Origin of the sequence: Parvimonas sp. D9, from assembly GCF_035282565.1 — a bacterium.
Taxonomy (GTDB): Bacteria; Bacillota; Clostridia; order Tissierellales; family Peptoniphilaceae; genus Parvimonas; species Parvimonas micra.
Window position 1 is genome coordinate 40,016 of sequence record NZ_JAYKBM010000001.1, and the last position, 14,761, is coordinate 54,776.

At 28.5% G+C, this 14,761-nt stretch carries 15 protein-coding genes; 14 read left to right on the forward strand and 1 reads right to left on the reverse strand.

Features of this window, described 5'->3' with window-relative positions; genetic code table 11:
* Window positions 1-95: 95 nt before the first annotated feature.
* From VJI94_RS00270 to VJI94_RS00295, 6 genes are all read left to right on the forward strand, one after another.
* Complete coding sequence (locus tag VJI94_RS00270) at window positions 96-653, forward strand: NUDIX hydrolase (protein ID WP_324007940.1); 558 nt, start codon at window positions 96-98, stop codon at window positions 651-653.
* A 98-nt stretch (window positions 654-751) separates the two neighbouring features.
* A complete protein-coding gene (locus tag VJI94_RS00275; RefSeq protein ID WP_248109427.1) occupies window positions 752-1,576 on the forward strand; it encodes a patatin family protein in 825 nt (274 codons plus the stop codon).
* 8 nt (window positions 1,577-1,584) lie between these two features.
* A complete protein-coding gene (locus VJI94_RS00280; RefSeq protein WP_324007941.1) occupies window positions 1,585-2,274 on the forward strand; it encodes a metallophosphoesterase in 690 nt (229 codons plus the stop codon).
* Window position 2,275: 1 nt separating this feature from the next.
* On the forward strand, window positions 2,276-2,821 hold the full coding sequence (locus VJI94_RS00285; RefSeq protein ID WP_004833664.1) for a class IV adenylate cyclase: 546 nt from the start codon (window positions 2,276-2,278) through the stop codon (window positions 2,819-2,821).
* A gap of 1 nt (window position 2,822) precedes the next feature.
* Complete coding sequence (locus VJI94_RS00290) at window positions 2,823-3,119, forward strand: hypothetical protein (protein WP_004833662.1); 297 nt, start codon at window positions 2,823-2,825, stop codon at window positions 3,117-3,119.
* 8 nt (window positions 3,120-3,127) lie between these two features.
* Entirely contained in the window at window positions 3,128-3,853 is a 726-nt protein-coding gene (locus VJI94_RS00295; RefSeq protein WP_004833661.1) for an HAD family hydrolase, read from the forward strand.
* Window positions 3,854-3,920: 67 nt separating this feature from the next.
* On the opposite strand, the gene VJI94_RS00300 is transcribed toward VJI94_RS00295, so the two are convergent.
* Window positions 3,921-4,349: a flavodoxin gene (locus tag VJI94_RS00300; RefSeq protein ID WP_004833660.1), complete on the reverse strand. Its 429-nt coding sequence runs from the start codon at window positions 4,347-4,349 to the stop codon at window positions 3,921-3,923.
* A 359-nt stretch (window positions 4,350-4,708) separates the two neighbouring features.
* Between VJI94_RS00300 and hrcA the strand changes: the two genes are divergently transcribed.
* The 8 genes from hrcA (at window position 4,709) to lon (ending at window position 14,761) form a co-directional block, all read left to right on the forward strand.
* Entirely contained in the window at window positions 4,709-5,722 is a 1,014-nt protein-coding gene (gene hrcA, locus VJI94_RS00305) for a heat-inducible transcriptional repressor HrcA (RefSeq protein WP_248109428.1), read from the forward strand.
* Between the two features lie 15 nt (window positions 5,723-5,737).
* Window positions 5,738-6,268, forward strand: a complete 531-nt coding sequence (gene grpE, locus VJI94_RS00310) for a nucleotide exchange factor GrpE (RefSeq protein ID WP_324007942.1) — start codon at window positions 5,738-5,740, stop codon at window positions 6,266-6,268.
* Between the two features lie 16 nt (window positions 6,269-6,284).
* On the forward strand, window positions 6,285-8,105 hold the full coding sequence (dnaK, locus tag VJI94_RS00315; RefSeq protein ID WP_029948863.1) for a molecular chaperone DnaK: 1,821 nt from the start codon (window positions 6,285-6,287) through the stop codon (window positions 8,103-8,105).
* Window positions 8,106-8,286: 181 nt separating this feature from the next.
* Window positions 8,287-9,015 (forward strand): hypothetical protein, encoded by a 729-nt coding sequence (locus VJI94_RS00320; RefSeq protein ID WP_118058703.1) that lies wholly within the window; start codon window positions 8,287-8,289, stop codon window positions 9,013-9,015.
* A gap of 189 nt (window positions 9,016-9,204) precedes the next feature.
* Window positions 9,205-10,530 carry a trigger factor gene (tig, locus tag VJI94_RS00325; RefSeq protein ID WP_324007943.1) on the forward strand — a complete coding sequence of 442 codons (1,326 nt, stop codon included), beginning with the start codon at window positions 9,205-9,207 and terminating at the stop codon, window positions 10,528-10,530.
* 56 nt (window positions 10,531-10,586) lie between these two features.
* The gene (clpP, locus tag VJI94_RS00330; RefSeq protein WP_004833650.1) at window positions 10,587-11,165 is read left to right on the forward strand and encodes an ATP-dependent Clp endopeptidase proteolytic subunit ClpP; all 579 of its coding nucleotides are present in this window, start codon (window positions 10,587-10,589) and stop codon (window positions 11,163-11,165) included.
* Window positions 11,166-11,175: 10 nt separating this feature from the next.
* Entirely contained in the window at window positions 11,176-12,399 is a 1,224-nt protein-coding gene (gene clpX / locus VJI94_RS00335) for an ATP-dependent Clp protease ATP-binding subunit ClpX (protein ID WP_324007945.1), read from the forward strand.
* A 13-nt stretch (window positions 12,400-12,412) separates the two neighbouring features.
* Window positions 12,413-14,761 carry an endopeptidase La gene (gene lon / locus VJI94_RS00340; RefSeq protein ID WP_324008161.1) on the forward strand — a complete coding sequence of 783 codons (2,349 nt, stop codon included), beginning with the start codon at window positions 12,413-12,415 and terminating at the stop codon, window positions 14,759-14,761.

The window sequence follows — 14,761 nt, forward strand, 5'->3', positions numbered from 1 at the left end:
AAAGATATGTATTTAATTGCATATCTTTTTTTGTTATAATTTATATAATATAATTGATATGATTAAAAATTTTATTTAATCAAGGAGGTTTGAAAATGAAGTATAAAACAAATATAGATATACCGGAATTGGATTTAGAACTTCAAGATGATGAATGGAATAAGGAATATATTGATCACAATAGACAAATTGTCAGAGCAATTGTCGTTGATGACTCAAATTATTTTTACTTTGTTAGAGTTCATAGAGATGATGACTTTGGCAAAGCTACTCTTATTGAAACTGCAGGTGGTGGAGTTGAATTAAATGAAAATTTAGAATCCGCTGTCAGAAGAGAATTAAGGGAAGAATTAGGAGTAGAAGTTGAGATTATTTGTAAAATAGGAGTTGTAAATGACTATTATAACCTTATCCATAGACATAATATTAACAATTACTATTTTTGTAAAATAGAATCGTTTGGAGATAGAAATCTGACAACTGAAGAAATTGAGAGTTTTAAATTATCAACACTTAAATTGACATTTGAAGATGCTATAGAGGAGTATAAAAAATGTTCAAATACAAAACTGGGGAAGCTGATTTTAAATAGAGAGCTACCCGTTTTAAATTATGTAAAAGAAATTTTAAATATATATAAATGTTTTGATTAATTGAAAAATTAATTAAATTTCGTAGACTTGTTTTTTTTGTATATTTTTGGATTTTATGGTAAAATAGTAAATATAATTAATAAAATGTGAGGTGTTTTATGAATAATAAAGTTGCATTAGTTATTGAAGGCGGAGCAATGAGAGGAGCTTTTTTAAAAGGAGTTTTAGATTGCTTTAAAGAAAATGAAATTAAATTTCCATATATTGTAGGAGTATCTGCAGGAGCTATTACAGGCTTTGAATTTTTTAGTGGAATAGAGTTTGATGTTAATAAATTGTTTCAAGAGTTTTTGAAAAATATGGAATTATTAAAGAATTCTTCTGAGCCTATTGATTTGAAATCAACAGTTAATAGTATTTTTAATTTTCCTGAATTTGATAAAAGCTTAGATGGAGATTTTGAAGCAGGGGTAACTTCTTTGATTGATGGCAGTTATAAATTCTTTTCAGCAAAAGATGCAAAAAACACTTCAGATATGGTTGATAAGATAATAGCTTCATCTTCTCTTCCAGATATGGCAAAATTTGTAATGATTGATGGAATTCCTTATTTTGATGGAGGAATGTATAATAGCAATCCACTTGAAAGAGCAATTGAAAAAGGTTATGAAAAGTACGTAATTTTACTAACTAGAAATAGAGGTTATAGAAGAGAGGATTCTGATGTTAGTGATAGAGTAAAGTATGCTTATAAAGATTATCCTAAATTTATTGAATCAATGGAAAATGAAAAAAATAAATATAATGAAACTATGGATTTAGTGGATAGTCTAGAAAAAGAGAAAAAAGCATTAGTTTTTGCACCGGTTAATCCTTTAAAATTTAAATCATTTACAACTAATATGCAAGATGTTGTAGATTTATATAAGGAAGGATATATGGTTGCAAGTCAAAATATTGAAAAGGTTAAAAAATTTGTTTAGGAGTTAGAATGATATACGGTTTATCTGATTTGCATTTAGATTATACTGGAGATAAGTCAATGGAGGTTTTTGGCTCCGCTTGGGAAAACTATGAAGAACGAATGTTTAAGTCTTGGAAAGAAATTGTAAAAGATGATGATTATGTCGTTGTACCCGGAGATATCTCTTGGGCATTAAAAATTGATGAGGCCTACAATGATTTAAAAAGAATTGAAAGTCTTCCGGGAAAGAAAATTTTTTTAAAGGGTAATCATGATTTATGGTGGAGTAGTCTTAATAAAATAAAAGAATTAAATTTAAAAAATATGTTCTTTTTACAAAATAATAGTTTTGAAACGGAAAAATATGTATTTATTGGAACGAGAGGATGGGTTTCTCCAAAATCTTCTGAATTTTCCGAAGGTACAGATAGAAAAATATATAATAGAGAGCTTATGCGATTAAAAGTAAGTTATGATTCTATTAAAAATAAAGAAAAGGAAATAATTTGTCTTTTTCATTATCCACCGGTAGAAAAAAATAGGACTTTAAATGACTTTGGATTATTCGTTAAAGAGCATAATATAAAAATTGTTTTATATGGACATCTACATGCATATTCTTTGAATAATGTTGTGGATGAAGTAGTTGACGGAATAGAATTCCATTGTATTTCCGCAGATTACTTAAAATTTATCCCAAGACTTATTAGGAGATAAAATGGAGAAAGAGTTAGAAGTTAAAATTTTAAATATAGATGTTGAAGAAGTTAAAGCCAAATTGGAAAATTTAGGGGCAAGATTTTTGAAAAGTGAAAATCAAGAAAATATAAGGCTTACATCTTCAAAATTTGATTATATTCCAAAAGGAAGTTTTTTGAGAATTAGAAAATTTTTAGATAAAAATGGAAAAGAAATTAATTCAGAGTTAACATATAAAGAACATAAAGAAAATAAATTTTTAAAGGAATTTAATGAATATAATGTTTCTTTGAAAAATAGTGAAGAGATGTTAAGAATTTTAAATTTTTTGGGTTATGATAAACTTGATATAGAGAAAAAATTCAGAACATCATATAAATTAAGAAATGCTTATATTGACATTGATATATGGGATAAAGAAGTTTATCCGTATCCATATATGGAAATTGAAGTTTCCAATTATGATGATTTGTGTGAAGTTTTGAATTTGTTGGGAATAAGCGAAGGAGAAATTTGTCTTAAATCTTTACCTGAACTTAAAGAAGAATTAAAAAATAGGAGTTAGTATGAAGGAATTGTTTGAAATTTTAGTGAAAAAGAGAACATCTGTTCTTATTGTATTACTTGCAATATTTGTAGCAATGGTTGTAACATATTTGTTAAGTAGATTAAAAAACAGATTTATTAAATTTATTCCAGCATTTATTTTAATTATTGTAGGAACTGTATTTTTAGCAGATGGATGGACAAATATTTTGACTGCAAGAGGGATAAATTCACTATACTATGCAATGATTATTGGTACAAGTGGAGTTGTTTCGCTATTTTTCGCTTTAATACTTATGAATTTTAAGAGAAAGTAGGTGTATGTATGGGTAATGTAGCCGCATTTTTTGATATTGACGGAACTATCGCAAGAGAATCACTTATGATTGAACACTTTAAAAGACTTATAAAATATGAGATTTTAGATGAAAGTATTTGGGTTGATAATGTAAAACAATTATATATGGAGTATGTTAATAGATATGGAGCTTATGATGCTTATATTGAAGCACTTTCTGAAAAGTATAGAAGCGACTTAAAAGGATTTGATGTAAGATATAATAAATTTATTGCAGAACAATCCATTAGAAAAGTATTTGAAAGAGTTTATGTGTTCTCAAGAAATCAATTGGAATTTCATAGATCTAATGGACATCTAATCTTTTTTATTTCAGGCAGTCCTGATTTTTTGGTTAAGGAAATGGCTGAAAAATATAATGTTACAGAATTTAGAGCAACAAAATATTTATATGATGAATACGGAAAATTTACCGGAGAAATTGTACCGATGTGGCATAGCGAGGGGAAAGACAAGGTCTGTAATGAAATTATTGAAAAATATGATATAGACACTGAAAAATCTTATGCTTATGGAGATACAACCGGAGACTTATCAATGCTTAGAAGATTTGGTAATGCTTATACAATTAATCCGTCAAAAAAATTGTTAGAAAGAATAAAAAAGGATGAAGAACTTTCAAAAAAAGTAAATGTAATAGTTGAGAGAAAAGACGTTATTTATAAGTTAAAAGCTGATGTAACAACTTTATAATTTAAAATTTTTGATATTAAGAACATAAAAAAAGTAGCTCATCGGCTACTTTTTGTTTTTTATAAAATTATGCTTTTGCTATCTTTTCTCCAAACGCTACACAATCATCTTCGTCTTCTGGTGTTGGACAATCATATACGCAAAGCGGTTCAGCAACGATTTTAGCTCCAACTCCTTCACATCTAACTTTCCAGTCTTTCATCCATTTTTGTCCTTCATTCCATTCATAAGATCCGAATAAAGCAATTTTTCTACCATTTAATTCTTCTTCAACTTCTTCAAACATTGGTTCAAAGCTTGATTCTTCAAGAACTTCATCTCCCATTGCCGGACAACCGAATGCAACTAAGTCGTAATCGTTCAACATATCTGCTCCAAAATCGTCACAGAAGATTACTTCAACTTCAGAACCTGCATTTTCAATTCCTTCGGCGATACAATCAGCCATTTTTTCAGTATTACCTGTACCTGACCAATATACAACTGCTACTTTCATTTAAAAGTCCTCCTTAAATTTTGAATAACAAAGTAAAAATTTATTGTATCTGTAAATAATACAACACGAATTATAATTAAATTTAAAATAGATATTTTAAACTTAATAACAATTTCTACAAGATAATAATAACAATAATCTAAAAATTTGTCAACCATTTGTAAAATTTTTACACTATATTTTATATGGTAAATAGAGTAGTTTATGCTAAAATTTAATAAAAATAACAGAAGAAAATATATAAAAAATTATTTTAAAAAATTTTTAATAAAATTGTTTTAAATCTTGACATTAGGGAATAATAGTAATATAATGTTGTTAGCAGTCTAATAGATTGAGTGCTAAAAAGAGGTGATAAAATGCTTGATGATAGAAAATTGAAGATTTTATATGCCATAATAGATAGTTATATCAGTACGTCTGAGCCTATAGGTTCTCGAACAATTTCGAAACAATATGATATGGGAGTCAGTTCGGCAACGGTTAGGAATGAGATGAGTGACTTAGAAGAACTTGGATTTTTAAATAAGGCTTATTCTTCTTCCGGTAGGATTCCATCAGATAAGGCTTATAGACATTATGTTAATTATCTATTGTCTTCGCATTTTGATGAGATTTCTAAAAATATATATGGAATTGACATTTTATCAAAACATATCAATGAAAAAAACAAGATATTTAAAGAGTCTGCAAAAATAATTTCGGATGTGACAGAGTGTATAACAGCAACAATGATTACGGATTATATGGATTGTTCTGTTAAAAGTATCGATGTTATCAATATAAGTGGAAATTCTTATGTTTTGGTATTAGTTTTTGATACTGGAAAAGTAATTAATACCGTATTCGATTCAAAAACGAAGTTTAGTACTGAAGTTTTACAAGAATTGCTATTCTATTTAAAAAAATATTTGATAAATGTTAAAGTATCTGATTTGAATGAAAGATTAGAGTATTTGAAACTTACTTTTGTTTCGAAAATTCCTTTTATAACGGAGATTTCCGATTTAATAGGTAAAGAAATTTCAAAGACTGAAAAATCCAGTATTGAACTTGAAGGAATTTCTAATATATTTAATTTTCCTGAGTATCAAGATTTGAAAAAAGCTAAAGAACTTATTCATTTCTTAGAAGATAAAAATGAACTTGAAGATTTATTTTTAAGTTATAGTGGAGATAAAATATATGTAAGTATAGGAAGTGAAAATAATAAAGATTTTTTAAATGAAAATACTATTGTTGCGACATCCTATGATTTTGGAGACGGTAGCAAAGGTAAAATAGCGGTTATCGGACCAACCAGGATGGATTATGAAAAGATATTGTCAACTATGTTAAGTTTAAATGATAGAATTAGAGATATTTTAAAATGACGGGAGGCGGAATAGTTGAGAAAAAATAAAAAAGAAGTAAAAGATGAAATTAAAGAGGATGCTATTGAAGAAGTAGAGGAAAAAGATTTAGAACAAAATTCTTCTGACGAGGTTGAAAAGAAATTAAATTCAGAAATTGAAGAATTAAAAAATCAACTTTTAAGACTTCAAGCTGATTTTGTAAATTACAAGAACAGAACAGAAAGAGAAAAATCGAGTTCTATTATTCTTGCTAATGAAGACTTAATTTTAAAATTGTTACCTATTTTGGATAATTTTAACAGAGCTTTTGCTCACGCCGATTTAAATGATAAGATTATTAAAGGTTTTGTTATGATTAAAGGACAATTTGAATCAGTTTTAAAGTCTGAAATGGTTGAAGAAATAGAAAGTGATGGAGCCGTTTTTGATCCGAATTTGCATAATGCAGTTATGACTGAAAGCAAAGAAGGAGTAAAAAGTGGTATAGTATTAGAAACTTTTGAAAAAGGATATAAAATTAAAGATAAAGTAATTAGACCAAGTATGGTTAAAGTTAGTGAATAATAAGGAGGAAAAGATTATGTCAAAAATTATAGGTATTGATTTAGGTACAACAAACTCAGCAGTTGCTGTTATGGAAGGTGGAGAACCAACAATTATTCCGAATGTAGAAGGAAATAGAACAACTCCTTCAGTTGTTGCTTTTACAAAAAATGGAGAAAGATTAGTAGGTGAAACTGCTAAAAGACAAGCAATTACAAATGCAGCAAGAACAATAACTTCAATTAAGAGGGAAATGGGAACAGATTACAAAGTAAAGATTGATGATAAAGAATATACACCGGAAGAAATTTCAGCAATGATTTTACAAAAAATTAAATCAGATGTTGAAAGTTATTTAGGAGAAACTGTTTCCGAAGCTGTAATTACAGTTCCTGCATATTTTACAGATAGCCAAAGACAAGCTACAAAAGATGCCGGAAAGATTGCAGGTTTAGATGTTAAGAGAATTATTAATGAACCTACTGCTGCGGCCCTTGCTTATGGAATGGACAAAGATACTGAACAACATAAGATAATGGTATTTGACCTTGGTGGTGGTACATTTGATGTTTCTATTTTGGAAATCGGAGATGGAGTTTTTGAAGTTTTAGCTACAAGAGGTAACAATAGACTTGGTGGAGATGATTTCGACGAAGTTTTAATGAAATATATGATTTCAGAATTCAAAAAAGAAAATGGTATTGACTTAAGTAAAGATGTAACAGCAATGCAAAGATTAAAAGATGCCGCCGAAAAAGCTAAAAAAGAACTTTCAACAACAATGACAACAAATGTAAATTTACCATTTATTACTGCTGTTGACGGGGCGCCGGTTCATTTAAATATGGATATTAAGAGAGCAAAATTTGAAGAATTAACTTCAGATTTAGTTGACAAAACATTAACTCCGGTTAGAGAAGCTTTAAATGACGCAGGGCTTACTGCATCTAAAATTGATAAAGTTCTTTTAGTTGGTGGCTCAACAAGAATTCCAGCAGTACAAGAAGCTGTTAAAAAATTAATTGGAAAAGAACCACAAAAGGATATTAATCCTGATGAATGTGTTGCTATTGGAGCTGCTATTCAAGGTGGTGTTTTAACAGGAGAAGTTAAAGATTTATTATTACTAGATGTAACTCCATTATCATTAGGTATCGAAACAATGGGTGGGGTAATGACAAGATTGATAGAAAGAAATACAACAATCCCTGCTAAAAAAAGTCAAATTTTCTCAACAGCTGCAGATGGACAAACAGCAGTAGACATTCATGTTTTACAAGGTGAAAGAGAATTTGCTCATGATAATACAACACTTGGAAGATTCCAATTAACAGGTATTCCTGCTGCTCCAAGAGGAGTTCCACAAATTGAAGTTACTTTTGATATAGATGCTAATGGAATTGTAAATGTTAGTGCTAAAGATTTAGGTTCAGGAAATGAACAAAAGATTACAATTACCGCATCAACAAAATTATCTGAAGATGAAATTAATAAGAAAGTAAGAGAAGCAGAACAATTTGCTCAAGAAGATAAAAAGAAAAAAGAAATTGTAGAAACTAAAAATAATGCTGAATCTTTAATCTATCAAACTGAAAAAACTTTGAAAGATTTGGAAGGAAAAATTTCTGAAGAAGAAAAATCAAGCATTAATGCAAAAATAGAAGATTTAAAATCTGCTTTAACAACTGATAATGTAGAAGATATCAAGGCAAAGAATGATGCCTTAACTCAAGAGTTCTACAAAATTTCAGAAAAATTATATCAAAATGCTAACCCACAAGGACAAGGAGCAGAACAAAAGAAAGATGATGTAGTTGATGCCGACTATGAAGTAGTTGACGAAGATGAAAATAAATAGAACTAAAAATACTAAAAATTAATATTTTACAATGCGAACCCCTAAGTTCATATAAAGGATTTTGGGGTTTTTTTGTATATCAGAATACGATGTAAGTTTTTATTCTTTCTTAAGTATTATTTTTAAATTTTGACAAATATGATATAATATCGATGTGTATGTACTTTTGAGGGGGTAGGAAATGTTTAAAAATAAGAAATTTTCTCTATTAGGATTAATATTTGTAATATTTATTTTTACAGCTTGTTCAAGTAATAAGGAAATTAGTGAATTATTTAAAAAATCAAAAAAGGTAAATAATATTCAGTCCTATGTCTTGGTTAATGAAATTGACTATGAAAATAAAGGAAATGTAAAAAATCAAATGATGAAGGCTAAACTGATAAATGACAAGGATACGAAAAAAATTATTAAAGGAAGAGTATCTGTTAGATACAGCGGGACTGCAAATTATGAGAAAAACAATTATGATGTTATATTTGTTGGAGATGAAAATAAGTCGTTGGTTATGACAAAAAAAGTTGATGGAAAAGAGAGTAAAACTCAAAAAAATAATGCTGATTATAATATAAATCCGGATTATTTTAAATTGTTGGATAATATTTATTCTTTTGACAAAGAAGACTTGACATTTGAAGAAACAGATTCTGAATATTATCTGAAATTAAAAAATGGGAATAAAAATTCAAAAGTTTTTGATTTATTAAAATCAGAATATAGATTTTCTTTGAACAATGTTACTGAAGAGGAAGTTGATATAATATTTGAAACTATATTTGACAAGAAGACATTTTATTTAAAAAGTATAGTTTGGACTGTGGAATATAGTGGGAATAAAGGTGCTTTTAAATTGAAAAATACTACAACATATTCTGACTGGAATAATGTAAATTTAGATGAAAATAGATAGATTAAACAGTTAAAGAATGTTGCTCTTTTGAGTAGCATTTTTTCTCTATTGAAATGTATAATATTTTGTGGGTATAAATTGCTCGATTATATATTAAATGTATTGAAATATATGTTATTTTATGTTATAATTTTTGGGTATGTAAATAGAAAATATATAATTTTTATATAGTAACTAGGAGGAATATAAATGAATACTAAATTAGTATCAAGAGATGAAAAGAAAATAGTTTTTACATCAGAAATTAGTTCAGAGGCTTTTGAAGCTTCAGTTAATAGAGTTTATAACAAAATGAAATCAAGATTTAACATTCCAGGTTTCAGAAAGGGAAAAGCTCCAAGAAAAATCATTGAATTAAATTATGGAGAAGGTATTTTCTTTGAAGATGCCGTGAATGAATTATTGCCTGAATTATTTGAAGAAGCTGTTAAAGAGTTGAAAATAGGTAAAGATATTTGTGGAATGCCAAAAATAGATATTGAAGAATTTGATAAAAATAAAGCTATAGTTATTAAGTTTGATCAAGAATTAAAACCTGTTCCTGAACTTGGAGATTATAAAAATTTAGTTGCTGATGATGTTAAATTTAAAGTAACTGATGAAATGGTTGACGAAAGAGTAAATAAAGAACGTGAAAATAATGCAAGAATAGTTTCAATTGAAGATAGACCTGTAAAAGATATGGACACTGTTAATATTGATTTTGAAGGAAGTGTTGAAGGAGTTCCATTTGACGGAGGTAAATCTGAAAATTATGATTTAGTTGTAGGTTCACATACCTTTATTCCGGGTTTTGAAGAACAATTAATTGGAAAGAATATAGGAGATAATGTTGATGTCAATGTTATTTTCCCTGAAGAATATCATTCAGAAGAATTAAAAGGAAAAGAAGCTCTTTTCAAAGTAAAAATAAATTCAATTAAAGAAAAGCAACTTCCTGAATTGGATGATGAATTTGCTCAAGATGTTTCAGAGTTTGATACATTGGAAGAGTATAGAGCAGACATTAAAAAGAATCTTGTTGAATCAGCAGAAAAAAATGCTTTGGTTCAAAAACAAAATAATGCAATTGATGCACTCATTGAAAGTTCAAATGTAGAAGCTCCAGAATCAATGATAAATGAAGAAGTTGATAAGGCTTTTAGAGATTTTGCAGGTAGAATTAGACAATACAATATGGATTTAGATAACTATTTCAAAATGTTAAATACTACTGAAGAAGCGGTTAGAGAACAATTAAGACCAGAAGCTACTAAGAGAGCTAATGCTGAACTTGTTATCGATGCTTTTGCAAAATTGGAAAATATTGAAGTATCTGAAGAAGAGATCGATAAAGAAATTGATGAATTCGGAAAGAATATGAAAGTTAAAGATTTTGAAGAATTTAAGAAGGAATTAAAATCAGGAGAAGGTCTGGAAGGTATTACTGCAAGTTTAATTAGAAGAAAAGCGGTTGATCATTTGGTAAGTCTTGTTAAATTCCAAGAACCTAAAAAAGAAACTGTTGAAGAATAATTAGTTAAAATATAGCTTGCATTTTGTTAAGCTATATTTTTTATTAGGAGGTAATTATGGCGCTTATACCTATGGTAGTTGAACAAACCAATAGAGGAGAAAGGTCTTATGATATTTATTCAAGACTTTTAAAGGAAAGAATCATATTTTTAAGTGGAGAAGTAAACGATCAAATGGCTGATTTGATTGTTGCACAACTTTTATTTTTAGAATCAGAAGATCCTAAAAAAGATATTCAAATTTATATAAATAGTCCAGGGGGATCAGTTAGTGCAGGACTTGCAATTTATGATACTATGCAATATATTAAACCTGATGTAAGTACTATTTGCATTGGACGTGCTGCAAGTATGGGAGCATTTTTATTGACATCAGGAGCAAAGGGGAAGAGGTTTGCTTTGCCTAATGCGGACATTATGATTCACCAACCTTTAGGAGGAGCTCAAGGTCAAGCTGAAGATATTAAAATTCAAGCTCAAAAGATTTTACAAGTTAGAGCAACTCTTAATGAAATTTTAGCAAAGAGAACAGGGCAATCACTTAAAAAAATTGAAAAAGACACGGACAGAGATTTCTATATGAGTGCTTATGAAGCAAAAGAATATGGAATAATTGATGAAGTAATTGAAAATTAAGGAGTTAATTTTGGAAAAAAAGGTAACTAGATGTTCTTTTTGTGGTAAAGAAGTAGAAGAAGTAGATCAAATAGTAAGTGGAATTAATGCAAATATCTGCAATGAATGTATTGAGATTTGTCATTCCATGCTTGAATACCAAGAAAGAACTAAGAAAAAAGAAAGTTTAGAAAAATTACCAACTCCGGTAGAAATCAAGAAAATTTTAGATGAATATATTATTCAACAAGACAATGCAAAGAAAGCATTGAGTGTTGCAGTATATAATCACTATAAGAGAATTAACAGAGATGTTGAGAGTGAAGTAGAAATTCAAAAGTCTAATATTTTGCTTGTTGGACCTACAGGAAGCGGTAAAACTCTTTTAGCTCAAACTCTTGCAAAAGTTTTAGATGTTCCATTTGCAATAGCTGATGCAACAACTTTAACTGAAGCGGGATATGTTGGAGAAGATGTTGAGAATATAATTTTGAAATTAGTTCAAGCAGCAGACTATGATATAGAAAGAGCTGAAAAAGGAATTATATATATAGATGAAATTGATAAAATTACCAGAAAAAGTGAAAATCCATCAATAACTAGAGATGTTAGTGGAGAAGGTGTTCAACAATCACTTTTAAAAATTATAGAAGGAACTGTTTCAAATGTTCCTCCTAAAGGTGGAAGAAAACATCCTGATCAACAATATATACAAGTTGATACTACAAATATTTTATTTATTGTAGGGGGAGCTTTTCAAGGTATAGAATCAATTTTAAAAGCCAGACTCGAAAAGAAATCAATGGGGTTTGGCGCAGATGTTAAAACGGATAAACTTGATGATTTTTCTGAAATTATTAAGAATTTAAGACCTGAAGATTTACTTAAGTATGGTTTGATACCTGAATTTGTTGGTAGAATACCTATGATTGTAACTTTAGAAAGTTTAAATGAAAATTCTCTAATTAGAATTTTAGAAGAACCAAAGAATGCATTAATTAAACAATATAAAGAGCTTTTATCTATGGATAATATAGAGCTTGAGTTTGAAACAGATGCAATTAAAGAAATTGCAAAGATAGCTCTTGAAAGAAAAACAGGTGCAAGAGGTTTGCGTGCTGTTATAGAAAGCGCTCTTTTAGATACAATGTTCACATTGCCGTCTGAGAAAAATGTTGAAAAATGTATTGTTACAAAAGATGTAGTTTTAGGAAAGGCAAATCCCGTTTTAATATATAATGAAAATAAAAAATAGAGGAAAAATATTTATGAGCAATATAAATTTTAATGTTGAAGAAAAATTAAATAGACCTGTAATAGCACTTAGAGGACTTTGGATTTATCCTTATTCTGTTGTTCATTTTGATGCAGGAAGAAAAAAGTCTATAGATGCAATAGAATCTGCATTAAAAAAGGATTCAATTTTAGTTGCTTTTACTCAAAAAGATATTAGGACAGAAGATCCTAAGGCAGAAGATTTATATGAAATGGGAACTGTCGTTATCGTTAAACAAATTTTAAAGATGAACAATGGAATAACTAGGGTTTTAGCCGAAGGTATTTGTAGATGTAGAGCAAAGAAAATTTATGATGATGGTAAGTTTTTAACAGCTGATGTTGAAGAATTCTATTATGATGAAGTTGGTGAAGAAGTAGACTCTGAATTGGCAACTTTAAGAAATATGGTTGAAGTTGCATTTGAAGAATATACAGCTAAGAAAAGACATTTAGATGTTGATACAGAAATTAGTGTTCAAATCTCTTCTAATATTGATAAATTTACAAATAATGTAGCAAGTTATATAATGCGATTATCTGATGATGAACATTATGAAAACTTTAAAATTTTTGATATGAAAGAAAGACTTGAAAAGCTTTATGAAATTTTAAAAAATTCTATAGAGTTATCATTTTTAGAAGAAAGTATTTCTAGAAAGGTTTCTTCAAGACTAAATAAAAATCAAAGAGAATATTACTTAAGAGAACAACTTAATGTAATAAAAGAGGAACTTGGAGATGGAGAGGATTTAAATTCTGAATTAGATGAATATGCTAGTGCTATAATGAGTTTTGGATTTGATGAAAATATCGAAGAAATGCTATTTAAGGAAATTAGAAAACTTTCAGAAATACCTCCAGGATCTCCGGAAGGAAATGTAATTAGAAGTTATCTTGATAAAATAGTTGCATTACCTTGGAAAAAATCTAAAAAAGAAAAATTAGATGTATCTTATACCAGAAAAATTTTGGATAAAGATCATTTCGGACTTAAAGATGTTAAGGATAGAATTATTGAATCAATAGCTTTAAGAAAAATTTCAAATAATCAAAAAGGCTCAATAATTTGCTTAGTTGGACCTCCGGGAGTTGGTAAAACTTCTATTGCAAAATCTATAGCAAAATCTTTGAATAGAGAATTTGTGTCTATGCGTTTAGGTGGGCTTCATGATGAAAGTGAAATAAGAGGGCATAGAAGAACATATGTTGGAGCAATGCCAGGTAAAATTTTAACTTTATTAGAACAATGTAAAGTTAATAATCCAGTAATGCTACTTGATGAGATTGATAAGGTTTCAAATGATTTTAGGGGAGACCCTTCAAGTGCCTTACTTGAAGTTTTAGATCCTGAACAAAATAATAAGTTTACAGATAATTATATAAATATTCCTTTTGACCTTTCAAAAGTTATGTTTATAACTACTGCGAACACAACTTCTACAATTCCATCTCCATTACTTGATAGAATGGAAGTTATTCCGGTTTCTAGTTATACTTATGATGAAAAAGAAAAAATTGCCATTAATCATTTGATTCCAAAGGCATTTAAAAACTTTTCAATGACTAAGAAAATGCTTGATATAAAAGCTGATGCAGTAAGGGATATCATTCGATATTATACTAGAGAATCCGGTGTAAGAAATTTGGAAAGAATGATTGAGAAAATAATTAGAAAAGCAGCTGTGATTTTAGTTTCAAAAGAAAGTAAAAAAGTTACAGTTAATTCAAAAAATCTTGTTGATTTCTTAGGAAAGAAAAAATTCCATGATGATATTTTGGAAAAAGAAGATAAGGTTGGACTTGTAAACGGATTAGCTTGGACAGAAGTAGGAGGAGAACTTTTAACAATAGAAACTGATATTGTCAACGGAACAGGAAAAATTCAACTTACTGGACAACTTGGTGATGTTATGAAGGAATCTGCAATGACTGCAATTTCATTTGTTAGAAGTAAAGCTGATAAATTTAATATTAAAGAAGATTTTTATAAGGAAAAAGATATACACATTCACGTTCCTGAAGGAGCAGTACCAAAAGACGGTCCATCTGCTGGTATAACAATGACAACAGCAATTGTCAGTGCTCTTACAAATAGGAAAGTCAATAGACAATTTGCAATGACTGGGGAAGTAACTTTAAGAGGAAGAGTTTTAGCAATAGGAGGACTTAAAGAAAAAATCCTTGCAGCAAATAGGTATGGAATAAAAAATATAATTATTCCAAAAGAAAATGAAGTTGATATTGATGAAATTCCTGAAGAAATTAGAGAAACATTAAAAATTTATACAGTTTCTGATGTTTGTGAAGTATTAGATTTAGTTTTAGAAAAAGAGGTGTAA

Excerpts from the sequence above, each read along its gene's own strand:
- VJI94_RS00270 (WP_324007940.1), top strand. The coding sequence starts at position 96 with ATGAAGTATAAAACAAATATAGATATACCGGAATTGGATTTAGAACTT.
- VJI94_RS00275 (WP_248109427.1), top strand. The coding sequence starts at position 752 with ATGAATAATAAAGTTGCATTAGTTATTGAAGGCGGAGCAATGAGAGGA.
- VJI94_RS00280 (WP_324007941.1), top strand. The coding sequence starts at position 1,585 with ATGATATACGGTTTATCTGATTTGCATTTAGATTATACTGGAGATAAG.
- VJI94_RS00285 (WP_004833664.1), top strand. The coding sequence starts at position 2,276 with ATGGAGAAAGAGTTAGAAGTTAAAATTTTAAATATAGATGTTGAAGAA.
- VJI94_RS00290 (WP_004833662.1), top strand. The coding sequence starts at position 2,823 with ATGAAGGAATTGTTTGAAATTTTAGTGAAAAAGAGAACATCTGTTCTT.
- VJI94_RS00295 (WP_004833661.1), top strand. The coding sequence starts at position 3,128 with ATGGGTAATGTAGCCGCATTTTTTGATATTGACGGAACTATCGCAAGA.
- VJI94_RS00300 (WP_004833660.1), bottom strand. The coding sequence starts at position 4,349 with ATGAAAGTAGCAGTTGTATATTGGTCAGGTACAGGTAATACTGAAAAA.
- hrcA (WP_248109428.1), top strand. The coding sequence starts at position 4,709 with ATGCTTGATGATAGAAAATTGAAGATTTTATATGCCATAATAGATAGT.
- dnaK (WP_029948863.1), top strand. The coding sequence starts at position 6,285 with ATGTCAAAAATTATAGGTATTGATTTAGGTACAACAAACTCAGCAGTT.
- VJI94_RS00320 (WP_118058703.1), top strand. The coding sequence starts at position 8,287 with ATGTTTAAAAATAAGAAATTTTCTCTATTAGGATTAATATTTGTAATA.
- tig (WP_324007943.1), top strand. The coding sequence starts at position 9,205 with ATGAATACTAAATTAGTATCAAGAGATGAAAAGAAAATAGTTTTTACA.
- clpP (WP_004833650.1), top strand. The coding sequence starts at position 10,587 with ATGGCGCTTATACCTATGGTAGTTGAACAAACCAATAGAGGAGAAAGG.
- lon (WP_324008161.1), top strand. The coding sequence starts at position 12,413 with ATGAGCAATATAAATTTTAATGTTGAAGAAAAATTAAATAGACCTGTA.